The sequence below is a fragment of the Streptococcus sp. 959 genome, from assembly GCF_013277075.1.
Lineage (GTDB): Bacteria > Bacillota > Bacilli > Lactobacillales > Streptococcaceae > Streptococcus > Streptococcus pseudopneumoniae_C.
This window is the reverse complement of record NZ_VMMF01000013.1, coordinates 17,740-41,780: the sequence shown is the minus strand read 5'-3', so window position 1 is coordinate 41,780 and position 24,041 is coordinate 17,740. Positions and strand designations below refer to the sequence as shown.

General features: G+C 36.4%; 21 protein-coding genes and 2 other annotated features (1 of these 23 running past the window's edge). Of the genes, 2 read left to right on the top strand and 19 right to left on the bottom strand.

The genetic code is table 11. The features are described 5' to 3' along the window. Positions 1-151 (bottom strand) — a binding site (T-box leader); it reaches 81 nt to the left of the window's first position. The 19 genes from trpB to HT717_RS04355 form a co-directional block, all read right to left on the bottom strand. Next, positions 142-1,320: a tryptophan synthase subunit beta gene (trpB, locus tag HT717_RS04445; RefSeq protein ID WP_140833828.1), complete on the bottom strand. Its 1,179-nt coding sequence runs from the start codon at positions 1,318-1,320 to the stop codon at positions 142-144. Its footprint overlaps the feature before it by 10 nt. Before the next feature lie 66 nt (positions 1,321-1,386). Then, positions 1,387-1,618 (bottom strand) — a binding site (T-box leader). A 214-nt stretch (positions 1,619-1,832) separates the two neighbouring features. Continuing rightward, on the bottom strand, positions 1,833-2,834 hold the full coding sequence (locus tag HT717_RS04440) for a LacI family DNA-binding transcriptional regulator (RefSeq protein ID WP_049488253.1): 1,002 nt from the start codon (positions 2,832-2,834) through the stop codon (positions 1,833-1,835). A 107-nt stretch (positions 2,835-2,941) separates the two neighbouring features. Further along, positions 2,942-3,310 (bottom strand): hypothetical protein, encoded by a 369-nt coding sequence (locus HT717_RS04435; RefSeq protein WP_023943875.1) that lies wholly within the window; start codon positions 3,308-3,310, stop codon positions 2,942-2,944. Positions 3,311-3,405: 95 nt separating this feature from the next. Then, on the bottom strand, positions 3,406-4,116 hold the full coding sequence (locus HT717_RS04430) for an MgtC/SapB family protein (protein ID WP_001149045.1): 711 nt from the start codon (positions 4,114-4,116) through the stop codon (positions 3,406-3,408). A gap of 2 nt (positions 4,117-4,118) precedes the next feature. After that, positions 4,119-5,810, bottom strand: a complete 1,692-nt coding sequence (locus tag HT717_RS04425; RefSeq protein ID WP_023943877.1) for an iron ABC transporter permease — start codon at positions 5,808-5,810, stop codon at positions 4,119-4,121. Between the two features lie 11 nt (positions 5,811-5,821). Continuing rightward, positions 5,822-6,832 carry an ABC transporter ATP-binding protein gene (locus tag HT717_RS04420; RefSeq protein WP_000589137.1) on the bottom strand — a complete coding sequence of 337 codons (1,011 nt, stop codon included), beginning with the start codon at positions 6,830-6,832 and terminating at the stop codon, positions 5,822-5,824. Positions 6,833-6,934: 102 nt separating this feature from the next. Further along, on the bottom strand, positions 6,935-8,002 hold the full coding sequence (locus HT717_RS04415; protein ID WP_000738377.1) for an extracellular solute-binding protein: 1,068 nt from the start codon (positions 8,000-8,002) through the stop codon (positions 6,935-6,937). A 24-nt stretch (positions 8,003-8,026) separates the two neighbouring features. Beyond that, positions 8,027-8,686, bottom strand: a complete 660-nt coding sequence (locus HT717_RS04410; RefSeq protein ID WP_000793811.1) for a DUF1868 domain-containing protein — start codon at positions 8,684-8,686, stop codon at positions 8,027-8,029. 183 nt (positions 8,687-8,869) lie between these two features. Beyond that, positions 8,870-9,880, bottom strand: a complete 1,011-nt coding sequence (gene galE / locus HT717_RS04405) for a UDP-glucose 4-epimerase GalE (protein WP_061743800.1) — start codon at positions 9,878-9,880, stop codon at positions 8,870-8,872. 12 nt (positions 9,881-9,892) lie between these two features. Next, on the bottom strand, positions 9,893-11,368 hold the full coding sequence (gene galT / locus HT717_RS04400) for a UDP-glucose--hexose-1-phosphate uridylyltransferase (RefSeq protein ID WP_000848808.1): 1,476 nt from the start codon (positions 11,366-11,368) through the stop codon (positions 9,893-9,895). Between the two features lie 12 nt (positions 11,369-11,380). Continuing rightward, positions 11,381-12,022 carry a phosphate uptake regulator PhoU gene (locus HT717_RS04395; protein WP_173304485.1) on the bottom strand — a complete coding sequence of 214 codons (642 nt, stop codon included), beginning with the start codon at positions 12,020-12,022 and terminating at the stop codon, positions 11,381-11,383. Positions 12,023-12,079: 57 nt separating this feature from the next. Further along, a complete protein-coding gene (locus tag HT717_RS04390; RefSeq protein WP_000239018.1) occupies positions 12,080-12,826 on the bottom strand; it encodes a protein phosphatase 2C domain-containing protein in 747 nt (248 codons plus the stop codon). Next, positions 12,810-14,918 (bottom strand): glycosyl hydrolase family 28-related protein, encoded by a 2,109-nt coding sequence (locus HT717_RS04385; protein ID WP_173304483.1) that lies wholly within the window; start codon positions 14,916-14,918, stop codon positions 12,810-12,812. The genes HT717_RS04390 and HT717_RS04385 overlap by 17 nt, the downstream gene beginning before the upstream one ends. A gap of 921 nt (positions 14,919-15,839) precedes the next feature. Beyond that, complete coding sequence (locus HT717_RS04380) at positions 15,840-17,066, bottom strand: DegT/DnrJ/EryC1/StrS aminotransferase family protein (RefSeq protein WP_173304481.1); 1,227 nt, start codon at positions 17,064-17,066, stop codon at positions 15,840-15,842. Between the two features lie 42 nt (positions 17,067-17,108). Beyond that, on the bottom strand, positions 17,109-17,801 hold the full coding sequence (locus tag HT717_RS04375) for a sugar transferase (RefSeq protein WP_000922204.1): 693 nt from the start codon (positions 17,799-17,801) through the stop codon (positions 17,109-17,111). Between the two features lie 183 nt (positions 17,802-17,984). Beyond that, on the bottom strand, positions 17,985-19,727 hold the full coding sequence (locus HT717_RS04370) for an ABC transporter ATP-binding protein (protein WP_173304479.1): 1,743 nt from the start codon (positions 19,725-19,727) through the stop codon (positions 17,985-17,987). Beyond that, complete coding sequence (locus tag HT717_RS04365; RefSeq protein WP_173304477.1) at positions 19,717-21,462, bottom strand: ABC transporter transmembrane domain-containing protein; 1,746 nt, start codon at positions 21,460-21,462, stop codon at positions 19,717-19,719. Before HT717_RS04365 ends, HT717_RS04370 begins: the two co-directional genes overlap by 11 nt. A 54-nt stretch (positions 21,463-21,516) precedes the next feature. After that, a complete protein-coding gene (locus HT717_RS04360) occupies positions 21,517-22,152 on the bottom strand; it encodes a DUF421 domain-containing protein (RefSeq protein ID WP_000174458.1) in 636 nt (211 codons plus the stop codon). Beyond that, positions 22,149-22,604 (bottom strand): DUF3290 family protein, encoded by a 456-nt coding sequence (locus tag HT717_RS04355; protein ID WP_173304476.1) that lies wholly within the window; start codon positions 22,602-22,604, stop codon positions 22,149-22,151. The genes HT717_RS04360 and HT717_RS04355 overlap by 4 nt, the downstream gene beginning before the upstream one ends. Before the next feature lie 133 nt (positions 22,605-22,737). Here HT717_RS04355 and HT717_RS04350 point away from each other — a divergent pair, with 133 nt between their 5' ends. Then, positions 22,738-23,565, top strand: coding sequence for an exodeoxyribonuclease III (locus tag HT717_RS04350; protein ID WP_173304474.1), 828 nt, complete (start codon positions 22,738-22,740; stop codon positions 23,563-23,565). A gap of 11 nt (positions 23,566-23,576) precedes the next feature. Beyond that, positions 23,577-23,963: a VOC family protein gene (locus tag HT717_RS04345; RefSeq protein WP_173304472.1), complete on the top strand. Its 387-nt coding sequence runs from the start codon at positions 23,577-23,579 to the stop codon at positions 23,961-23,963. The last annotated feature ends 78 nt before the right edge of the window (positions 23,964-24,041 follow it).

The window sequence follows — 24,041 nt, the reverse complement described above, 5'->3', positions numbered from 1 at the left end:
AGGCTGTGCGATAAAGGGCACTCCCTTGAGAATTATGTTTTCTTCTCTCGTTTCAGATGGACCCAACCTTACAGCATTCTCTGCTTGTTTTCAGCAACCACAAGCTCTCTGTGAGAGAAAAGACTGTAATTTTTCCATCTTTTATTTTTTAGCTTCTAGGTAGTCCGCAATTGCAGCTACGTCCTTGTCTCCACGACCAGAGACATTGATGATGATAATGTCGTCTTTACTTAGTTTTGGTGCACGTTTAACCGCTTCTGCGATAGCGTGCGAACTTTCAATCGCTGGGATAATTCCTTCTGTCTTGCTGAGAAGGAGGAGAGCCTGAACAGCTTCTTCATCCGTCGCAGCAACATATTCCACGCGACCTGAATCTTTGAAGTAGGCATGTTCTGGGCCAACCCCTGGATAGTCCAAACCAGCTGAGATAGAGTAAACTGGAGCCAGCTCTCCGTCTTCCTTAAAGACTGCATAAGTCTTCATGCCATCAACAATTCCGATACTACCTTTTGTCATAGTAGCTGCGTGCTTGTCTGTATCAAGTCCATGACCAGCAGCTTCGACCCCAACCAATTTGACTTCTTCATCAGCCACATACTGTGAAAAAGCACCGATAGCATTGGAACCACCACCTACACAGGCAATAATGTAATCTGGCAAGCGTCCTTCTTTTTCTAAGATTTGACGACGAGATTCTTCACTGATGACCTTTTGGAATTCATGAACAATGGTTGGATATGGGTGCGGACCCACAGCAGATCCCAAAACATAGAAGGCTTCAAGGTCATTCATCCATGCTCCAAAGGCTGCATCAACTGCATCCTTAAGGGTACGAGTTCCAGTTTCAACTGCGTGAACAGTTGCTCCCATCATCTCCATTCGAAAGACATTGAGACGTTGACGTTCCACATCCTCTGCTCCCATGTAGACATCACAGGCCATACCAAACTTGGCTGCAGCCGCTGCTGTCGCAACACCGTGCTGACCAGCTCCTGTTTCCGCAATCACTCGTTTTTTGCCCATACGTTTGGCCAAAAGAATTTGTCCTAAAACGTTGTTGAGCTTGTGAGAACCAAGGTGGTTAAGGTCTTCGCGCTTGAGATAAATCTTAGCGCCACCTAGGTGGTCTGTCAAACTTTCCGCAAAATAGAGCGGTGTTTCGCGACCTGAATAATCCTTCAAGTAATGGCGAAATTCTGCCAAAAATTCTGGATCATCCTTGTACTTGTCAAATGTCACTTCCAACTCATCCAACAAAGCCTGAATCGGCTCCGGTACAAAACTACCACCAAATTGTCCAAAATAACCTTTAGTTGTCATAAAATTTTTCCTCTTTCTGTATTGATTTCAAGATATGAAAAAGCCCACACACAGAAAATTACTCTGCGTGAGGGCGTTGGTAACGCGGTGCCACCTCAATTATAAAGGGACTATTCCCCTTTATATCTCTGCCTTGTCTAACAACAAGTTGCACTGTAAGGTGTGCGCACCGAATTTTCATTGTTTCAAATTCATTTTTAAAATCAGCCCACTTTCACTACTTCCAACCACCTGTTCACAATCACCACAGGCTCCCTGAAGATCAAAAATAGTTACTTTTCTGATTTATTGAACTTATTTTAATACTTTGTTTTTCCTTTGTCAAGACTTTTTTACAATTTTTTTGAAAGATGTGTGATTCGAATGTGATAATGTCTTTAGTAAATCGAACGTGAAAATGTCCCACTTGTTGGAAATTGGATCCAACTCAATAGAAACTGAATAGATGCTAAACAGAACTTACTTTAGAACACTCCATCTTTTCCATTAGGATTTTCAAGAATTAAACAATACTAGAAACTCTGTCTCCTAACAAGTTTAGTAGAAACTTCAACAGATGTGACACTTTCCCCCTTTATAATTGCTAATACCCCTTCAATCATTTCTTGAGCTAATTTAACATAATTAGGAGAAATTGTAGATAAAGCTGGAGTATAATATTGAGAAATTGGAATATTGTCAAATCCGATTATTGAAATATCATCAGGAATGGTAATTTCCTTCTCATAGCAAGAACGAATCAATCCCTGTACTTTTTCATCACCGGATACAAAAATCAAATCAGGATAATTTTGATTAGATAGATGTCTTGTAGCATATGAATAAACAGAATCTATTGTAGTTAGACCATATACTACTTTCAAATCCATTTCATAGTTATTATCATTTAAAAAAGCACGAACCCCTCTCTCTCGATCAATATTAACAAGGGATTCTCCTCCCATAAGTAACCACATACTATTAATGTTTTCTTTTGATACTAATTTCATCATGTCATAAGTGGCCTGAAAATTGTTGTTAGAAACATACACAACATTAGGTGTTCTAGATTCTCCAAAAACTATGAATGGCATTTTATTCTTTTGCAAGTAATTAATCCGAATATCTTCTTTACTTTCATAAAATACTATTACACCATCTATCAAGCTTCCTGTACTCGAGATTATTGAATTACTAATTGTATCTTCTTCACTAAAATATTCAACAATAGCGTTAACACCATACTCTTTACAAGTTTGTAAAACTTTATCTAATAAAGTTTGAAACCAAATTAAAGGAAAAGAGTCGATTTTTTTTACAGAAATCAATATATTTATAGCTTCTTTTTTAGTTAAATTTTTTGCATACGCATTTGGAATATACGACAATTCCTCTATAACTTTTTGAATCGCTTGATAAGTTTCTTCTTTAACATTTACTCCACCATTAATAACTCGTGAAACTGTTTTTGGAGAAAAACCTGATAAACGTGCAATATCATAAATAGTTACCTTTTTCCCATTTATATTTTTCATTTCAGTCCTCCATTACGAACATTCTAATATTACTATACAATATTTAATTTTTTTTAACAAGAGAATTTTGTAAATTATTTAAGATCCACAAATTCACAAAATTAATTTTACAAATATTCTTCCCCTTCAAAAAAGTTTAAATTGCAATTCACACCTTTATTTTTAAGAATGTTTCCAACTTCACGACAAATAAATTCATATGAGAAAAAACTACCATAAAATTGTAGATTAACTTTTTCAGTAAAAATTGTTGGATTTATAAAAATATATAATAGCCTGTCAATGTAACATTCTAACATAGACTTAATTTTTTCTTTAAAAATAACATTTGTTATCAACTCATCAGGAGGTAAATGAAAGGGAAACACCATTTCACAAATATCATAAAAAGAAATAAATTTGTATACTTGTATCAAACAATTATTATCAAAATATTCTATTTTACCTAAATCAAAATAGATTTTAAAATCTTTCATAAAAACCTCTGAGCAAAAATCTACTCAAAAATTAGATGATTAAAACATCTAAAAAACAAAAGGACAAAAACATCTGTCCCTTTGTTTACTAAATTTCAGCTAATTTCTTCGACATAAATAACACCTACAATATTAGCAATTTCTTCCATCAAACGAAGATGTTCAAATCTTCCTGATAGTTCTAGAGTAATAAATGATGCTATTTTTTTTTCTGGAACATCAAAATATTCAATTCTTTCTGAATTAACATCTCCAAATGCAGTTCTAGAATCAGTCATTCTAATGCCATTCTCAGCACAGTATACTAGTACCCGATTATATGCCTCTGTAGATCTAACAACGATATACAATTCGATTATCTTTGAACGACTTTGAAGATATTTTTTTAAAGGTTGGAACATAGTTATAACACTCCAAACAGAAATTGCTCCTAGTACGGCTCCTTCATAAAAACCAACACCTATAGCTAGACCGATTCCAGCTGAAGCCCATATTCCGGCTGCAGTTGTTAAACCAGTTATTTTCTTTTTATCTGTAATAAGTATTGTTCCAGCCCCAAGAAAACCAACACCTGATATAACTTGCGCACCTAAGCGTGTAGGATCTCCTGTACCAAATTTATAAGATACATACTCATTAGTCATCATAATTAAACATGCAGCCAGACAAACAATACTATGTGTACGAATACCTGCTGGTTGAGATTTACTTCCTCTCTCTAAACCAATTACTCCACCAATAACTAATGAAAGTACAATTCTTAATACAATTTCGATATATGATAGTCCTAAGCTTGTTGCCTGCATTATTATTTCCTTTTTCTACTAGCTGGTCTCTGAGTAAAGTATAATACAGAACCAGAAATTATCATTAATACAATAGTATAAACGAACACAAGTGCTTGAGCATTTGAAGTTGCTGTTTCATCACCTGCTGAACGAATAGTTATACCCAGCGGTTGAGCTAATGGATGGTAAAGAAATACAGATAAGTCGAAGTCAGTTAATAAAGAGTTAAAGTTTAAAGCAATAACAGAGAGAACAACCGGTAAAATAAATGGAATGATAACCTTCATCATAGTATAAAAAGGTGAAGCACCCATACTTCTTGCTGCATCTTCCATCTCATCATCAACACTAAATAAAATAGCACGTACCATTCTATAAGAAAATGGGATTTTTACAACTATATATGCAATAAGTAGAATTACCAAACTACCTACCAAAATCTGATTCAAGACAAGAAATTGTGGCTGATTAAAAGTAAATAATAAACTTACTGCTAAAAGTGTACTTGGTAGTAACCAAGGAAGTAGAGCACCATATTCAAATAAGAAATCAAAGCGAGCTTTATGTTTTCTGACAACTCGAGCAAATATAACTGCGAGAATTGTTGCTGTTGTCGCAGCGATAATAGAATAAATAAAGCTGACCAAGAATGGAGAGAATGCCGCACTATTACTAAAGAATAAGCGATAATTTTCTAAAGTAAAGTTTGATAATGTTAAGTTACCTGTTTGAATTGCAACTGGATCTGTAAATGAGTATAATACTATAAAAATTAGTGGAAGCATGAAAACTGTGAACAATCCATATGCTACAATGTGAGCAATGATATTCCAAGGCTTAGATGCAATTTTTTGTTTTTTAAGAGGCGCTTTAGTCTTAGAGATAGAAATATAATTTCCACCTTTTTCTATCTTATTCATGATAGTAAGCAAAATTGTAGTTGCAATACCTAAAATAATTGCAAGTAAGGCAGCTAAATCACGAGAATTCCCCATCCCTGCAAATGTAATAATCATTGGATTTATAGTTTGAAATCCTTTACCACCAACAATCATGGGTGCTGCTACTGCAGACAAACCACTAAGAAAAACCATAATAGTAAGTGCAAATAGAGTTGGAATTAAGGTTGGTAACACTACTTTTCGGAAAACAGTAAATGGTTTTGCTCCCATATTTCGTGCAGCCTCAATAGTGTGATAGTCAACGCTTCGAATTGTATTTGTTAAAAACAATGTATGATTAGCAGTTCCTGAAAATGTCATAATGAATAAGACTGCACCATACCCAATAAACCAGTTAGGGTCTAAAGAAGGGATAACATTTTGTAAAAATTTTGTTATCAATCCATAAGGACCATAGACAAATTTATATCCAGTCGCTAAAACCACTCCTCCATAAATTAAAGAGGTCATATAGCCTAATTTTAAAATTTTAGCACCTTTAATATCAAAGTACTCTGTAAATAGAACACAAAGAATACCTACGACATTAACTGTAATAATGAGTGAAAATGCTAACTTAAAACTGTTCATAATACTCTGAAGTGCCCTCTCAGATTTTAGAACACGATGTACAGCTTCAAGGGAAAATTCTCCTCCTTTTACAAATACATTCACTACTAGATCAAAGTTTGGATAAATAATAAATGTTACTAGGAACCAGATTAACCCTAAACGAATAAGCCAATCTTTTAAATTTAATTTATGACGCATACTGCACCTCCTTAAAATTGCAGAACGTCTGATGGTGTGATAAATAAGTCCACACTTTCTCCGACAGATCTAATAGCAGCCTGACTATCAATACTTGTTACATTAAGAATCTGACTTTCAGAAACTTTTATTGTATAGTGAATTGTAACTCCAGAAAACTCAACATCAATAATTGTTCCTTTTAGAATGAAATCTTGTTCAGTTTCACGATTGAATCGAACTTTCTCTAATCGAATGTATCCTTTTTTATCTTCTAAGAAAACGCTTGCATTTTTCAGTAATACTTCGTGGACTGTTTCATCGGTCAAAACATTAATATCGCCAATAAAATCACATACAAATTCAGTTTGAGAATTATGATAAATCTCTACAGGTGTACCGACCTGTTCGATGTATCCATTGTTAAAGACTGCAATTCTATCAGATAAAGTTAAGGCTTCCTCTTGGTCATGAGTAACATATAAAGTAGTAATACCTAACTCTTTTTGAAGTCTTTTCAACTCTTTTCTCAAATCTACACGTAATTTTGCGTCAAGGTTTGACAATGGTTCATCTAGACAAAGAATTTTAGGTTCAAGAACCAGAGCACGAGCCAATGCTACCCTTTGTTGTTGACCCCCAGATAATTCTGATACATTACGCTGTAACTGTTGATCAGAGATCTTAATTTTTGCTGCTACTGCTGATACTTTAGCTTTAATAACATCTGGAGCTACCTTCTTAACTTTTAAACCAAATGCAATATTATCAAAAACAGTCATAGTTGGAAATAGCGCATAAGATTGAAATACAATACCAATTCCACGCTTTTCAGGTTCCAAATGAGTGACATCTGTTCCATTAACTTCAATACTTCCTGATGATGGATCTAGAAAACCTACCAATGCTCTCAAAGTAGTTGATTTACCACATCCTGAAGGCCCAAGAAATGTAAAAAATTCCCCTTCATGTATATCTAAATTCAGATTATCAATTGCAACAAAATCACCATATTTAATTTGAATATTATCAAATTTAATCATCTCACTAACTCCCTCTATTACTAAACCAAAAGCCTCTCTTTATTTCTTCCATAAATTTAGAAATAATAGAGAGACTTGGACATAAAAATTAACTCTTATTTCTTATTGTACGTATTCTAATTCAGCTTTTTCTACCCATTCATCCAAATGCTTTCCAACAGCTTCCCAGTCAATATTTTGTGGTTTCACTTGATCAACAAATTTCTTAGTATCTTCTGGTAGATCTTTGAGGGCATCTTTATTTGCAGGAATAGATCCAAAGTTCTTACTATATTCTACTTGAATTTCTGATTGACCAAACCAATCAATAAATTCTTTAGCTAACGCTTGTTTTTTACTAGTGCTTAAAACCATAGTTTGTTCAGTTACAAATGGTACACCGATCTCAGGAGTCATAACTTTGAAAACAACATTTTGTTCTTTTTGTCCAACTAATGCACCAGAACCCCACATCATTCCATATTGTATTGGATCTTCTTTGTCTAACATCTTAACAATTGAACTTTCTCCCTTTTGAAGAGTGTATGCATTTTTCAAATATTCTTTTGCTACTTCCCAACCTTTTTCGGAAACACCTAATTCACCTTTATCATCAAGGTATCGAACTAAGATACTTGCTAGAATTGCACGTCCTGTACCACCTTGAAGACCAGAAATTGAATATTTACCTTTATACTTACTACCTAATTCTGTCCAATCTTTAGGCATTTCTTTTACATCAGGCGCCCCAATTAAAACTAATGGTTGAACAATCACAGGATTATAATAATTATCTTTATCTGATAAAGATTGATCAATTTTATCTAACCATTTAGGCTTGTACTGTACTAGTAATTTTTGATCTCTAATTTTATTTGAATCAACAGCACCAATTCCAAATACCATATCTGCAACTGCATTATTCTTCTCAGCAATAACACGGTCTGCTAATTGAGCGCCAGGGATATCAACCATTTTGATATTAAAACCAGCTTCTTTTGCTTTAGCAGTTAGCCAATCACCACGACCATTTGAGACTGAGTTCGAATAGATTACTAATTCTTGACTTTTATCAGCTTTTTCTTCAGATGAAGAAGCAGTCGTAGAATTTGAACCTCCAGAGCAAGCAGCAAGTGTAGTAAGAGCAACTCCCGTTGCAAGTACAGTAGACCAAACTTTCATTTTTTTCATGATAAGTTCTCCTTTTTTATTATTTTATTTAAATTTTTCGTGATATGGAACAAATTGTCTCATATCTTCAAATACAGTATAGTCAATACGATTTACAGTAATAGTTGGAATCTTCTCTAATAAAATTTCAGTTAATTCTGCTCTGACTTTAGTAAACTCTTCTTCCTCCTCTTCGGTTAAAGGAATTCGAAGATACCCAATTGAAATATGGAATTGATATCTATCATGATTAGGGAAACGAACACCTGCTTTTTCTGAGACATAAGTACGAATTTCTTCTAATCTCTTTGCAGAAGCTTCATCTGCAGGTTCAACTAATATGTTTTGTTTTCCCATTTCAGTTACACGCATATGAATTTCTTCATCCAACAATGGAAAAATTTCAAGTTGTTTAGCAAAGTAATCATGTATTTCCTGTAAAGGTGTATCTAGAGGAAGATTACTGCTCCAAAACTCCGTTTCACGATTTTCATGGCACAACAATTCAATTACAGTCATGTGAATAGAATTCCTTGGAGTTAAAGTAAACTTATCGATAAATGGTAATTCTCTATAACGTGATTGAATAATATCAACAACTTCCATCAAATCTTGTTTAGTATAAAGATTTGCTACAACTGTATTCCCAGGGAAATGATTAAATTCCCCATTCTCTTTGAACTTAATTTTTGTTAAGTTTTTCATATAAAGACCTTCTTTTTTATATTTGACATCGGTGTCATTGTGTTTACATTATACAATGAAACCGTTTCCTTTGTCAAGCGCTTTCAAAAAATTTTTTAAAAAAATTTATCTTTCATTAAATATGAATTTCATTAAAAGGTTAAGTAATTTTTCCAAAATACAGCACTCATATAGACAGTATCATCAATTATAGCCATTGGGATTTTTTGATTGCCAATTCCATGTATCTCTACACATGTCTTCAATCGATTTTGTTGTCCTCCAATTTAATTCCTTATATGCTTTGTCTGCATTTGCATAACAAGTTGCAACGTCTCCTGAACGTCTTGGAACTATTTTATAAGGAATAGGGACCTTATTAACACTTTCAAATGTATTTACAAGTTGTAATACACTAGTGCCTTCTCCCGAGCCTAGGTTATAGATATAAACATCTGTTTTTTCAGATACTTTTTCTAAAGCTTTTATATGTCCTATTGCTAAATCTACTACATGGATATAATCACGCACACCAGTACCATCAAGCGTATCATAATCATTTCCGAACACACTTAGCTCTGACAGCTTACCTACCGCTACTTGTGCAATATAAGGCATCAAGTTGTTAGGAATTCCTGAGGGATCTTCCCCAATCAAACCAGACTCATGAGCACCAATTGGATTGAAATAACGAAGCAACGCAATACTCCATTCTGAATCTGCCACATGAACATCTTTTAAAATTTGTTCAAGCATCACTTTCGTATACCCATAAGGATTTGTCGCACTTGTTTCCATCGTCTCAATTAGGGGTGACTGATTGTTAATTCCATATACAGTCGCACTTGAAGAAAAGACAATCTTTTTAACATTAAATTCTGACATCACTTCAACAAGTGCTAATGTACTCATAATATTATTTTTGTAGTACATCACAGGCTTTTGCACGGATTCTCCGACAGCTTTATAACCTGCAAAATGAATTGCAGCATCAATCGATTCTTTTTCAAATACCTTTCTCAATGCTTGTTTATCACAAACATCTAATTCGTAAAACACGGGACGTATTCCTGTAATTGCTTCAATACGGTCTAGCACCAAGATGCTAGAGTTCGAAAGGTTGTCGACAATTATGACTTCCTTTCCTAAATTTAGTAATTCTACTACGGTATGGCTACCAATATAACCAGCTCCGCCTGTTACCAATATTGCCATTTGGGTTTCCTCCTAATTAATTCCAACCGACTTAACAAATCTCATAAACGCTTCATGCCCAGACGGTGTATTCTTATAAACTCCTGCATCTTCCAGAACTCTCGCAAACACTTGTCCTACTTCGTGTTGAACTACGCTATTAACCTCTTCTTTATTAATGCGAGGATATTTTTCTTTCAATTGGTCGGCCCATTCTAAATGATAATCCGCAATTGCGTTATCCTCTCCTAAAAGATATTTTCCAACTTCTTCTAACTCTGGTTTCAAACGAGGTGGTAATATCGCAAGTCCCATCACTTCGATTAACCCGATATTTTCCTTTTTAATATGTTGTACATCTTGATGAGGATGGAAAACACCATCTGGGTATTGTTCAGTAGTATGATTATCTCTTAGAACAATATCTAATTCATATCTCCCGTCCACTTTACGAGCAATAGGAGTCACCGTATGGTGTGGGACATCTTCAGTCATAGCAATGATGTCTACTTCTAAATCTGAATATTCCCTCCACTTATTTAGAATTTTATTAGCTAAATCTAACAATCGATTTTTATTTTCACTTTGTAACCTAATTACTGACATTGGCCATTTTACAATACCAGCATTAACATCCTCAAAGTCTTTAAAACGAAATTCACTCTCAAATTTTGCTTTTTCCATTGGGAAAATATGTTTCCCTCCCTGGTAGTGGTTATGACTAAGAATGGAGCCTCCTGAGATAGGAAGATCAGAATTTGAACCAGCAAAATATCCTGGCAAAATATCAACAATCTCCAATAATTGTTCAAATGTTTTAGAGGTAATAGCCATTGGTACATGTTGACTATTTAAAAATATCGCATGCTCATTAAAATATGAGTAGGGAGAATACTGGAATCCCCATACTTCGTCACCAAGTTTCAACCGAATAATTCTATGATTCGAACGTGCTGGATAATTTATTCGCCCCTGATATCCTTCATTTTCCATACATAGTAAACATTTGGGATAATTAGTTGCTTTTACTAATTTTTCAGCAGCAATTGTTTTTGGATCTTTTTCGGGTTTTGACAAATTTATCGTAATCTCTAGCTCTCCGTATTTAGTTGATGATCGAAACTCAATATTCTTAGCAATAGCAGAAGTTTTAATATAATCACTATCTTTACTTAACTTATAAAACTCTTCAACTGCTTCTTGAGGTGATATATCATATGAACTCCAAAAAATATCATTTAATCGACTAGGTAAAGGAACTATGAAATTCATTAACTCTGCTCCTAAACATTCCTTTTCCTCGATTAAATCTTTAATTTTACCGTTTTTTAAGGCGATTTCCACTAAGTAATCTTTTATTTGTTTCAGGTCATTTTCATCGGAAATGCGATCAGTTCCCTCCTCACCTATTAACGCTAGTACTCTATTTTTCACATATATTTTGTCAATTTCATTATACATTCCGTATTCAATTACTCTATCAACAAAATTATCAATAATTGTTTTCATATATTTTTCTTTCTAATTTATGTTCCCATATTTTCTATACATTATCCATTTATAAATTGATTGCGTAGTATGAGCAATTTTATCAAGGTGATGAATAATATCTAAAGCACCAATTACTTCAGAAACATTCCCATCATCTTCAAATATGTAATTCATTATTTTATTTTCAATATTTGTACTAAGCTCTTCTATCTCATTCTGTTTTTGTATAACAACCATATCTAAACATCCAGATTGTTCCTCTCTATAACAAGATATAGCCCTATTCATATGCAGTCCGATAACTTCATGAAGTATTTTTATTTCTGAAATAATTTTCTTCAAAATTTCATTATTTTGAATAATCTGTAGATTTTTTAAAATTTCAACAATTCTATCCCCAATACGTTCAATGTCAGTTGATATTTTTATTACACTAATAATTCTTCTTAAGTCATATGAAACGGGATGTTGTAAACAAATTAACTCATATCCTTTTTTATCAACATTTAGAACTGACTCATTTATGATTAAATCTTCTTTAATCAATTCTATTCGTTCTTCATTTGATAAACATTCAAATAACTTCTCATATTTATCAAGCACAGATACCCAAATGGTCTCTAAATTATTTGATAATTCTATAATTTCATTTTCTAAATATAACCTTAACATTTAGGTACCTCTTCTTAACAAAGTTCAATAGTAACAATTAATATTTTAAACAATATATCAAACATCAATAACTACAATACTTGCATCATCTTTCTTTCCATAGATTGGATCAATAGCAGAAGAATTAAATCTCATCTTAATTAACTCTTCAAAAGTTTTATTTTGATTATTTTGATAGAATTCATAAAAGCCATCGCTCATTAAAACAATTTGTTCACTAGTAACATCTATTTGATTAATAATAGCATGGTCTAAAAATCTCTCATCCAACGAACCTATCCAGTACCCACTCGGTTGATTAGATAATTTTCTGATTTTTTGTAAAATAATTTTTTTATTTAAAACACTATTTGTACCAATTGAGTCTTTTATCTCATTTTTCCCTTTTTCAAATAAGTTATCTACTCTATGATCAGTTATTTCCATTTCGTTTACTAACATGACGCAGTCACCTAGCATCATATACTCCAACTTTTTTTCTGAAAGTTTAGCAAATATAAAAGCAAATGTTGGTAAGCGATAATACTCTGTTAATTCATATGAGTTTAAACCGATTTCATCTTTAACCTCTAGTAAAGCAGTTTCAAATATTTGTTTAAGAGTTTTTGATTCTTTACAATTAACCGACAAACTTTCTGATAAAATATGTACAACTTCTGAGACTGAATAACCTATCTCCTCTTTAGAATTATATAAATCTGTAGCTCCATCAATAATCCAAAAATACTGATTTTGTGAACCTACAGCATCCTCATTTTCTACGGAACTTCCTTGTATCGAACAAATTTTATTTATCTTTACCATAATACTTCAACCCTTTTAGTGTCAAAAGTAAACCAATTCCTGTCACTGTTAAGAATAGTTCCATAATCTTGTTCGAACCAGTCTTTGGTAATTTTTGTTTTACCTCTACTATTTCTTTAGATTTATTAATATGATTTTCAGTTTCTCTGCCATCTCCAACTTTTTTATGGTTCACTTCTTCTATCTTATTATCTTGTTTATTGTCGATCTTGTCATTAATTTGTCTATTATCTTTACTTGAGTTAAACTCTCCTTTCTTCTGGTTACTATCAATTACATTATTTGAATTAGATTGTTTTTCATGCACATATGAACTTGTTTTAAATTTTTCCTCTTTGTTTTTTTCTTTTTCGTTTTTATCACTTAAGTTATTTGTTACAATTTTGTAAAGCCCATTCTCCGTTACAATATTGAAATTACCATCGCTATCACGTATAACTGGTTCTTTCCCATTTGCATTAGATTTGATGAATGATATATACTTACCGGATAAATTATAAAATTGGTTATTTAAAACGGTTATTTTACCCTTTGAATCCTCAATAACAATTCCTTCTTTACCGCCGAATATACTATTCTCTGAGACTACTAAATTATCACTAACTCGTAATAATTCAATATTTGGTTGTTCTGTTTCCTTAGAATTATTATTAATTACATTTTTTGTTACAGTAATATCTGATACTTTTCCTAAATATTCTGCACTATCTTTTGCTACTCTAATAGCCTTTGTTTTAGGATCAGAAATATAAAATGTATTTTCAGTAATAACGACTTTCTTATTTAAATCAAGTTCATCTTTTACATTTTTATAACTAAAAGCATTTATTAAGGCTGCACCATTTTCTCTATAATGTACACTTTCTCCTTTTACTTTCTTATCAAATCTATTTCCTTTAATTAAAATATCAGTGAATCCTGTAAAACGTACACCAGAATACATCATGTTATCAAAATGATTATTTAAAATTTTAATATTAGAGGGGTTCTGTGTCGACAATGTTTGATAGTGTGTACCAATTGCTGTTACTAATTCTCCAGATTTATCACTTTTACCAAAATATGAATTTTGAATAGTAACATTTTCAGATTTTTTCCCATCATCATTCAAAGCATAAGGAAAACCTTTTCTAGTCAATGGTTCAATCTGAATACTCTCCTTACTTATAATTTGCCCATCTTTCATAGTTTTAGGTAAAGCTTGACCAAGAAAACGAGAATTATCGACTAATACATTTTTCGAACCTGCAATTTGAATAGCATGCCCTTGATAACTATCCTTGAATGTTACGTTTTTTATAGTTACGTTATTTGAATTCCCAATAGCAAATGCACCTGAAGAATTTATAAGTGGTAGATTTTTTGCTTTAGTTCCTTCTTCATTCAAAGCACCGTTCATATCAATAGTACCACCAGAATAACTAATATCTTCTGTTGGGCCCCATTCTACTTGCGCACCATCATCCGTAAATAAACCTGTCATAAAAACAATAGAAGGGTGATTCTTAATATTTATACCATTTAGAATTGTAGCTTTCTCATTCAATTCTAAGTGTGTATGACTTTTTAAAAAAACAATTTCTTTTACTAAATAAGTTCCTTCAGGAAAATATACATTTCCTCCGCCTAGTCCTTTAGCTGCAGCATCTATTGTATCTTGAATTGCTTGACGATCATCATTAACCCCGTCACCTATTGCTCCATAATCTTTAACATTCAAAGCTACGTGTTTGTTCAGATTAGTACTTAAAATAGTATTCACTTCCATCCCAGAGATGTTACCAATCATAGTATCATTTGTTATATCAGGTTTATTTTGATTAATACTCACTCCTCCATTATTATCAGTACTTAAACTTGAATTGTTATCAAGACTGAGAGTATCAGAATGGGGTTCCGCAGATAATGATGTAGATGTGCTACTCAACAAAGAGTTCATTTGCATATTATCTTTAGACGAAGAAGTTTCACCAACTACTTCATTAGCTAAAACACTTTGTGTTCCAATAAATAAAACCGCTAAGAGAACTGAGCAAACTCCCACCTTAGACTTACGAATAGAGAAAACCTCATTTTGTTGAAAAGATTTCATATTAGCCTCCAATTAAAAATATTATGTCCTAATTTAATATTCATATAAATTCCATACCAGAAAATGACACCGCTGTCATTTTCTTTATAATATATTTTTAAATCAAAATTGTCAAGGAATAACACAATAAAATATCAAAATTGTGAAAGCGTGACCATTTATATATCTAACCATACTTCTAATAATTCTTTAACCTTCCATTCAAAAGTGATTACTATCTTTCTTAGCTTGAACATAAAAATATCCTATTCACTGTATTTAAAGCATGTTGATATCTCGTAAAATACTAATTTATAAATACAAGAACAAATATCTTGTCATGCAAGCATTCACCAGGTATATTTACATGAATATCGTTCATATAGCGGATTGAAATCAAAACAATACAATATATTTCTTAAATAGATTTTCTATAAAAGCTAGATTCAAGCTCTATAAAAATAGACGCAGTTCTTCTAAAATACTGGAATAGGACATATAGATCATTGTAGACACGTGTTTTATAGATTATTTCAAAAGAATGACTAGAACATGAAAAATAGTCTCAAAACTTTGAACAATATTCTGAAAACAAAAAAGAAAGACGCGAGTTTCCACAACCTCATTCGTGGAAACTCGCGTCTTTCAAAAAATAGGGTGAATTGAAAACTAGAACAAGACACTACATTTTCTAAATGATGCCTAATAAAAATTCTAAATGCTACACCAAATTGCTCACATCTCATTTCAAACCATACAGTATATTGAAACTATAAGAGTACACCTTTGCTTCTAAAATATTGCTAGAAATTAATTTGACTATCCTGATTAATTTGTCCTGTTTTTATTTCATTTTACTATAGGACTTTCAATTGAAAACAACAGTTTTACACTCAATTAGACTTTTTAGAAACAGAATCACTATTACTTGACTGTAGTTTGTCATTTTTTTGATGAAGTTAGCACTTTTTCAGAAACTGTTTTGAAAGTCTCAATGATATAGTCCACTTCTTCATCGCTTAATTTAGTGTGAAGAGGGAGCGTAATTTCATTTTCAAAGAAGGCATAAGCCTTAGGATAGTTCGCCATATCAAAGCCAAGATTCTTATAGGCTGTCAAGAGCGGAAGCGGTTTGTAGTGGACGTTACTGGCAATTCCTGCTTTAGCTAATTCTTGGATAATAAGATTGCGTTCTTCTAAGCTCGCTCCTTCTACATGGGTGATGTAGAGGTGGCGTGAAGATTCGACAGTTTCAGTCTTGTGTGCCAATGGATGGATACGAGAACCTGCAAAACCACTATCATAGCGATTCACGATATCCTTACGACGGCCAAGCAAACTTGGATAGCGGTCCAATTGTACCAAACCAAGAGAAGCCATGATATCGGTCATATTGCACTTGTAGGCTGGTGTGACGATATCGTATTCCCATGAACCCAGTTGCATCTTGGCAAGAGCATCCTTAGTTTGCCCGTGAAGGGAAAGGATTTGGAATTCCTTGTACATCTCTTCGTCGTCAATCGCTGGATTGGCTTTCCAAGTGGCACTTCCTCCCTCAGCAGTTGTAAAATTCTTAACGGCGTGGAATGAGAAGGAAGTAAAGTCAGCGATAGAACCAGCTGGTTGTCCTTTATAAGTAGATCCCAAAGCATGGGCACTATCAGAAACAATCACGATACGGTTAAAGGCTTTTTGCCACTTGCTTGACGCAGTAAAGAGGTCACGTTTCTTCTCCACTACTTGGAACAAACGGTCATAATCGCAAACAATCCCTGCGAGTTCTACTGGGATAATCACTTTAGTTTTTTCAGTGATAGCTTGCTCCAGCAGGTCATAGTCCATCTCAAACGTATCTGCTTGGATATCCACCATGACAGGGGTAGCTCCTACGTGAGTGATGACACTACATGAAGCTGTATAAGTCATGGCTGGAACGATGACTTCATCACCAGGCCCCACTTCCAAAACGCGTAAAATCAACTCCAGAGCGGCTGTCGCAGAGTTGAGACAAACAGTCTTAGGTGTCTGTGTGTAAAGAGACAAGCGGCGCTCCAGTTCTTTTGTTTTAGGACCTGTTGTGATCCAACCAGAACGCAGGGTATCCGCTACTTCAGCAATTTCTGCTTCTGTGATATCAGGCGGTGAAAATGGAATATTGTAATTTGGCATTGATTTGCTCCTTTTATCTGTACTCATTTTCTTATGACTACTTTATTTTAGTACCTCAAACACGGTTTGAAACATGATTTTGATGTCCCCAAAGAAACTAAACTCTCGGAGATAGGCGAGGTTATAGCGCATCTTTTCAGGAAGAACATGCTCCACATAGGCCTGATCAACTGACAGACCTTTCTCCGTCATTTGACTGATGATGGTGTCCTCATCCTTGTAGTTGATGCTGGCTGGAGAGGTAATTCCTGCTTGCAAGAGCAAGGTTGCCATCATTTCAGGGCTATACTGCTCTGTATAACGTGGCACTTCAGGTCGTGTACCGACAAAGGACATCTCACCTTTAAGGACATTGACCAACTGAGGCAGTTCGTCCAAACGGACACGTCGGATGAAATTTCCAACCTTGGTAATACGGCTATCGTTAGCAGAAGTCACCAGACTTCCTTTTTTATCCGCATCCGTCACCATGGTACGGAACTTCCAAATCTTGAACCGACGGTTGTACTGGGTCACACGCTCTTGCTTGTAAATCACTGGCCCCTTGCTATCCAACTTGATCCAAATGCTCAAGATGAGAAAGATGGGAGAAGTTAGAACCAGTAAGACCAAGGCCAAAACCCAGTCCAAGCAACGCTTGAAAATCAGCGAACCCTTCCTTTTAGAGACAAGCTGGTAGTAAGACTCAACCTCGCTTGATTTCATTTCCACGGGCAAGTCTTCCCATTTCAGCATGCTGTTTCTCCTTTGTTTTTATTATACTATTTGTCAACATTTTTCATTATACCACAAAATGGAAAAGGCGGTGAAAGAAATCTGTAATTTGAAGGATTTCCTTCTTACACTCAATGAAAATCAAAGTATAGCTCTAAGATTGCAGATAAAACTGACGCGGTTTGAAGGGATTTTCAAAGAGTATTAGGACATGGCCCCTGCCTGCAAGCTATACATCTTGTGATAGGTTCCTCCCAAGGCCAAGAGTTCCTCATGGGTTCCACTCTCGATAATGCGCCCCTTATCCAAAACATAGATACAGTTGGCGTCTTGGATGGTAGAAAGGCGGTGGGCGATAGCAATGGTTGTCCGTCCCTTTCTCATCTTAGCTAGTGAGGCTTGAACCAGACTTTCTGTTTCAGAGTCAATATTAGCTGTCGCTTCATCCAAAATCAGAATTTTAGGCTGACTGGCGACTGTTCTAGCAAAGGCAAGAAGCTGACGTTGACCAGTAGAAAAGCTCGAACCACGCTCGGAAATAGGGGCATCATAGCCCAAAGGAAGTTCCTGAATAAAGGAATCTGCATCCACAAAGGCAGCCGCGGCCTGAACTTGCTCATCACTGATATCTTGGTACATGGCGATATTGGACTTGATGGTTCCATGATAGAGGAAGGGATCCTGCAAGACCAGACCGATGTTTTTTCTCAGCTCTTCCTGACTGTAGTCCCGGATATCCACACCATCCAAGAGAACTCTCCCTGATTGAAATTCATAAAAGCGCATGAGTACATTGATGATCGAAGATTTCCCCGAACCTGTATGCCCTACAAAGGCAATGGTTTCACCCTTGTTAACAGAGAAAGAAATATCATCCAGAATCGGATGTTTACCGTCATATGAGAAACACACATGTTCAAAACGGATATTGCCTTCTTGGACTTTGGCTTGCCCATCTTTTTGAAGAGGCTCATAGGTCTTCTCGTCAATTAAGGCAAAGACACGGCCTGCAGACACCATGGATGTTTGAAGGGTTGAAAAGTTTTGCGTCACCTCAATCAAGGGATCAAAGAGACGGTTGATGTACTGGATAAAGGCATACATGGTTCCTGCCGTTATCCCGATAGAAAGGCCACGGTAACCAAAGTAGGCCATCAAGACAGCGTATCCTAGGAGTTTCAGCAAACTCATGGCAGGGCGCAAAAAGAGGGCATCCAAGGCTACAGAACGGTTGGCATAGACCAAGTGTTCTCGGTTAATCTCATCAAATTCTGCCTGTAGGCGCTTCTCTTGATTAAAGGCCTGAATAATTCTGATTCCCTCGATATTCTCTGCCAGCTTACTATTGATATCTGACAAGAGACTTCTGGTTTTCTCGATGATTTTCACTGACTTTTTCCGATAGAGATTGACCAAAAGGAAAATCAAGGGTAGAAAGAGCAAGACTAAGGCTGTCAAACGAAAGTCCAGAACCAACATGGTATACAGAGTTGTCAGAAAGATGAAAACTGCTGAGATAAAGCTGGACAAAATTCCCGAAAACATATCACTGATGGTTTCGGTATCATTGGTCAAACGAGAGACAATGGAACCTGCTGGCGTCTTGTCAAAATAAGACATGCCCAGTTTCTCCATATTGGCAAAGGCATCGCGACGAATATCCCTAACAATACTGTAGGACACCCGCGCAAAGAGAAGATTACCGACATACTGAACTAGAGTTTGTAGGATATAAAGGCCATAATAGACCAACAAAACGGTCACAGCGAGTTGGTTGAGATTGCTGAGATACTGGTCGATAAAGTGGGAAGCCACAAGGGGAATGACGCTTTTAATGACTGTCGTCGCTAGGAGAAAACTGAGTGCCAAAAAAGTCAGAAGGCCGTAAGGCTTGAGATAAGACATCAAGCGCTTCAATACAGCCCATTGTTCTTGTTTATTCTGCATCTTCTTCTCCTTTCATTTCCAACTGCTGAGACTGATAAGTTTGGGCATACCAGCCATCCAAGGCTAGCAAGTCATCGTGTGTACCTCGTTCGATGATTTGACCATTTTGCAGGACTAAAATCAAATCTGCATGGACAACTGCACTTAGGCGATGAGCCGTGATAATGGTTGTCTTGTCCTTTCGCGTTTCCTTGAGGTTGTCGATAATCGCATACTCTGTCTTGGCATCCACGGCCGACAAAGAATCATCCAAAATCAAGATATCAGGGTCTAAAATCATCGCCCTACTCATAGCCAGACGTTGCTTTTGACCACCAGAAAGACTGACTCCCTTTTCACCAATCAGCGTATCAAATCCCTGAGGCATGTCTACAATGTCTTGGTAAACTTGAGCTAGCTTAGTCGCTTCCTCGACCGCCGAAAGAGGCAGTTTAGGATTGCCAAAGCGAATATTGTCCAAGATTGAAGTCGCAAAGAGGAACTGGTCCTGAGGAACATAGCCCATAAGACTACGAAGGTCTGTCAGACGATAGTCACGAATATTATGACCGTTTAAGTAAATAGCACCCTTATCCACATCGTATTCACGCAAGAGAAGCTTGATCAAGGACGTTTTTCCAGAGCCTGTCTGACCAACCAAGCCCAGAGTTTGCCCTTTTTCCAAACTAAAGTGAACATTTGTCAGTGTTTCCTCATTTTCAAAGGCAAAGCTATCAATGCCATATTCCAAACGTCCATTTTCAATACCATCTAAAGGAAACTCTGGGTCTTTTACTGGAGATTCCTGAGACAAAAGACTTTCTATCCGCTGGTAAGAAACCTTCCCTCGCTGAGTAATATTAAAGAGGAAGCCGATGGCCATAAGAGGCCAAACCAGCATATCCAAATAGCTGATAAAAGTGACCAGATTCCCAACGGTGATTTGCCCTTTCTGAACCATCAAGGAGCCGACCAAAAGCGTTAAAACATAGGATGAACCAACAAACAAGAGAACCATAGGGTCAAAGAGACTATCGTATTTCATGGTTTGTAGGTTCTTTTGGAAGGTTAATTCATTGACTGTCTGAAAGGACTTCAACTCGTCCGCCTGGTAACCGAAAGACTTGGTCACTTTGATACCTGATACGGACTCCTGCACCTTGTTATTGAGTTCGGAAAAGGCGGCTTGCGATTCGCTAAAAGCCTTGTGGGTCTTTCTACCTAGACGACTGGTCGCATAAGCCATGAAAGGCAGGGGCAGAATGGCAACCAAGGTCATCTGCCATGAAATGCTAAAGAGCATGGTCAACAAGGTCACTAAAGCTGTGATTGAGGCATCAACCGCTGACATAACCCCTCCCCCTGCCAGACGCGTTAAGGCATTGATATCGTTGGTTGCGTGTGCCATCAGGTCCCCCGTCCTATAGGTTTGATAAAAGGCTGGAGACATTTTTGTGAAATGCTCAAATAAGCGAGAGCGCATAATCTGTCCCAAACGGTAGGAAGTACCGAGGATATACATACGCCAAACATAGCGCAGATAGTACATCCCAAAGGCTGCAAGAAGCAAGTAAAATAGGGCAAGAAGGAGGTCCTGCTGGGTTAATTGCCCCGATGTGATGGCATCAATGACCCTCCCCATAACCATTGGGGGAATGAGGTTGAGGACGGAAACCAAGACCAGAGCCACAATCCCGACTAAATAACGGCGTTTTTCTAACTTGAAAAACCACCAAAGTTTTTGAATAATGGACATAACATCCCTTTCTGATTGCAAATAGAAACCTGAGGCCAAGACCCCAGGTTTTTCTTATTCATAGGTTACGACTGTGACCGCACCCTTGTCATACTCAGCGATAAAGATATTGGCTACATTGTCATGCCCTTGCTTGCTGAGGTTATCAAGCAACCACTCTTCGTTACGACCAATCGACTCCAAAACATCGACTTGTATCACACCGTCAGTCACAACTGGATACTTAGGATTTTCATCTCCCATTTGGACCACGATGAGTTGGCCATTTTGCTCCTGCACAGCGCGTTTGACCTGCTTCATCTGGAAAATCCCTTGGCTACGAAGCTTGAGGGCTACTTCCGCTGCAGACAAACCAACTGAACGACAGGCTTCTGGGTCAATCTGACCATTTTTGATGAGGAGAGTTGGCTTACCATCAATCAAGCGTTTGACAAAATGAACATTGTTACTAAGCCACTTGAGGGTCAAAACCAAAATCGTCCACATCATCAAAATCACTGCGTACTGGAGAATGCTGATAGAACTATTGTAAATCACCCCACCGATGATACCACCGAGAACATAGTTCTGAATTTGGTCTGTCGCAGAGTTAGGTGCTAGGTTCCCCTTTCCTGTCACATTGATAACAAAAACAAGCGAGAAGAGCCCCAAGGCCAGTTTGATTAAAATTTCCATATAGTTGAGCGTCATTTGTTTACCTCCACCAATTCAATAGCGTCTGTTTGATTCAATTCTAATTTCTCTAAAAGATACTTGTCTGGTTGGCTCCCGTTCATGGCGCGGTAGAAATTTGGACCTACCTTGACAAGCGCTCCATCAGTGGCTGCAGAAGTATTGACATAAACTTCTGATTTATCCACTCCCAAGTCTTTGGAAACAACCTCTATGAAATGAAGGGAGGTTTGAAATTGGTTGTTAGAGGCTTGATTGGTCTGGTATTTTGAGATTGTCATCAAAAGCATGGCCACCAAGGTCAAGGCCAAAATCATGACCAATTCCCGAAACTTAGTCCCCTTTTTATCTCGATAGGCTTTAAAAGCAAAAAATCCTGTGATAGCTAGGAGCACAATCCCAAAGCCAATCATGATTCCATTTTGCTGACTGATTTGGCTAAGTACATAGTCATATGAGTAAAATTTCATTTATTTTCACTCCCTTTCATAAAATCATTCTTAATTATAAACGAAAGAGAGTGATTTTTCAAGCCATACGTTGGGGAAATGGACCTTTTTTTGGTATAATAAAATCTATAATCTGAATGAAAAAGGTAACTTTATGAAACTCATCTCATGGAATATTGATTCCCTCAATGCTGCCCTAACTAGTGACTCAACTCGTGCCAAATTGTCCCAAGAAGTACTACAAACCTTGGTCGCTGAAAATGCTGATATCATCGCTATCCAAGAAACCAAGCTTTCTGCCAAGGGTCCTACAAAGAAACACTTGGAAATTTTAGAAGAACTCTTCCCAGGCTACGAAAACACGTGGCGCTCTTCTCAAGAGCCTGCCCGCAAAGGCTACGCTGGTACCATGTTCCTCTATAAGAAAGAACTCACACCCACTGTCACTTTCCCAGAAATCGGTGCCCCTTCTACCATGGACTTGGAAGGCCGTATCATTACTCTAGAATTTGATGAATTTTTCGTTACCCAAGTTTACACACCAAATGCTGGCGATGGACTCAAACGCTTGGAAGAACGTCAAGTCTGGGATGTCAAATATGCGGAGTATTTGGCTGAACTAGACAAAGAAAAACCAGTCCTTGCGACCGGTGACTACAATGTAGCCCACAATGAAATCGACCTTGCAAATCCTGCTAGCAACCGCCGTTCACCTGGATTTACCGACGAAGAACGTGCTGGATTTACCAACCTTTTAGCAACTGGATTTACGGATACCTTCCGTCATGTTCATGGCGATGTTCCAGAACGCTACACTTGGTGGGCGCAACGCAGCAAGACTTCTAAAATCAACAATACAGGCTGGAGAATCGACTACTGGCTGACAAGTAACCGCATCGCTGACAAGGTCACTAAATCTGATATGATTGACTCAGGTGCTCGCCAAGACCACACACCCATTGTCATGGAGATTGAACTCTAAGGAGAAAACGAATGGACTATCAAGCTGTCATTCCTGAATTTGTAGTATCTGACATCGAAAAATCACGCCACTTCTACTGCGACCTGCTAGGATTCTCTGTCGAATACGAGCGCCCAGAGGAGAAATTTCTCTTCCTCTCGCTTGAAGACTGCCAACTTATGCTAGAAGAAGGCAGCGCAGAAGAATTAGCTCAGCTGACCTATCCTTTCGGGCGCGGTGTCAATATTTCCTTTGGCATCAAGGATGTCCCTCAGCTCCACCAAAAACTGCTGGAATCTGACTATCCTATCCATCGTCAACTGACAAAAAGAGAATTTCGTGTTGGGGATCATTATATCTATCCACATGAGTTTGCAGTTTTGGATCCAGATGGCTATTTTTTAAGATTTAGTGAATAGAATAATAGAACCCTACAATACTGTATCTCGTTGTAGGTTTCTTTTTTGTTCGTTTTTTTCATTAAAACACTAACAAAA

Excerpts from the sequence above, each read along its gene's own strand:
- trpB (WP_140833828.1), bottom strand. The coding sequence starts at position 1,320 with ATGACAACTAAAGGTTATTTTGGACAATTTGGTGGTAGTTTTGTACCG.
- HT717_RS04440 (WP_049488253.1), bottom strand. The coding sequence starts at position 2,834 with ATGAAAAATATAAATGGGAAAAAGGTAACTATTTATGATATTGCACGT.
- HT717_RS04435 (WP_023943875.1), bottom strand. The coding sequence starts at position 3,310 with ATGAAAGATTTTAAAATCTATTTTGATTTAGGTAAAATAGAATATTTT.
- HT717_RS04430 (WP_001149045.1), bottom strand. The coding sequence starts at position 4,116 with ATGCAGGCAACAAGCTTAGGACTATCATATATCGAAATTGTATTAAGA.
- HT717_RS04425 (WP_023943877.1), bottom strand. The coding sequence starts at position 5,810 with ATGCGTCATAAATTAAATTTAAAAGATTGGCTTATTCGTTTAGGGTTA.
- HT717_RS04420 (WP_000589137.1), bottom strand. The coding sequence starts at position 6,832 with ATGATTAAATTTGATAATATTCAAATTAAATATGGTGATTTTGTTGCA.
- HT717_RS04415 (WP_000738377.1), bottom strand. The coding sequence starts at position 8,002 with ATGAAAAAAATGAAAGTTTGGTCTACTGTACTTGCAACGGGAGTTGCT.
- HT717_RS04410 (WP_000793811.1), bottom strand. The coding sequence starts at position 8,686 with ATGAAAAACTTAACAAAAATTAAGTTCAAAGAGAATGGGGAATTTAAT.
- galE (WP_061743800.1), bottom strand. The coding sequence starts at position 9,880 with ATGGCAATATTGGTAACAGGCGGAGCTGGTTATATTGGTAGCCATACC.
- galT (WP_000848808.1), bottom strand. The coding sequence starts at position 11,368 with ATGAAAACAATTATTGATAATTTTGTTGATAGAGTAATTGAATACGGA.
- HT717_RS04395 (WP_173304485.1), bottom strand. The coding sequence starts at position 12,022 with ATGTTAAGGTTATATTTAGAAAATGAAATTATAGAATTATCAAATAAT.
- HT717_RS04390 (WP_000239018.1), bottom strand. The coding sequence starts at position 12,826 with ATGGTAAAGATAAATAAAATTTGTTCGATACAAGGAAGTTCCGTAGAA.
- HT717_RS04385 (WP_173304483.1), bottom strand. The coding sequence starts at position 14,918 with ATGAAATCTTTTCAACAAAATGAGGTTTTCTCTATTCGTAAGTCTAAG.
- HT717_RS04380 (WP_173304481.1), bottom strand. The coding sequence starts at position 17,066 with ATGCCAAATTACAATATTCCATTTTCACCGCCTGATATCACAGAAGCA.
- HT717_RS04375 (WP_000922204.1), bottom strand. The coding sequence starts at position 17,801 with ATGCTGAAATGGGAAGACTTGCCCGTGGAAATGAAATCAAGCGAGGTT.
- HT717_RS04370 (WP_173304479.1), bottom strand. The coding sequence starts at position 19,727 with ATGCAGAATAAACAAGAACAATGGGCTGTATTGAAGCGCTTGATGTCT.
- HT717_RS04365 (WP_173304477.1), bottom strand. The coding sequence starts at position 21,462 with ATGTCCATTATTCAAAAACTTTGGTGGTTTTTCAAGTTAGAAAAACGC.
- HT717_RS04360 (WP_000174458.1), bottom strand. The coding sequence starts at position 22,152 with ATGACGCTCAACTATATGGAAATTTTAATCAAACTGGCCTTGGGGCTC.
- HT717_RS04355 (WP_173304476.1), bottom strand. The coding sequence starts at position 22,604 with ATGAAATTTTACTCATATGACTATGTACTTAGCCAAATCAGTCAGCAA.
- HT717_RS04350 (WP_173304474.1), top strand. The coding sequence starts at position 22,738 with ATGAAACTCATCTCATGGAATATTGATTCCCTCAATGCTGCCCTAACT.
- HT717_RS04345 (WP_173304472.1), top strand. The coding sequence starts at position 23,577 with ATGGACTATCAAGCTGTCATTCCTGAATTTGTAGTATCTGACATCGAA.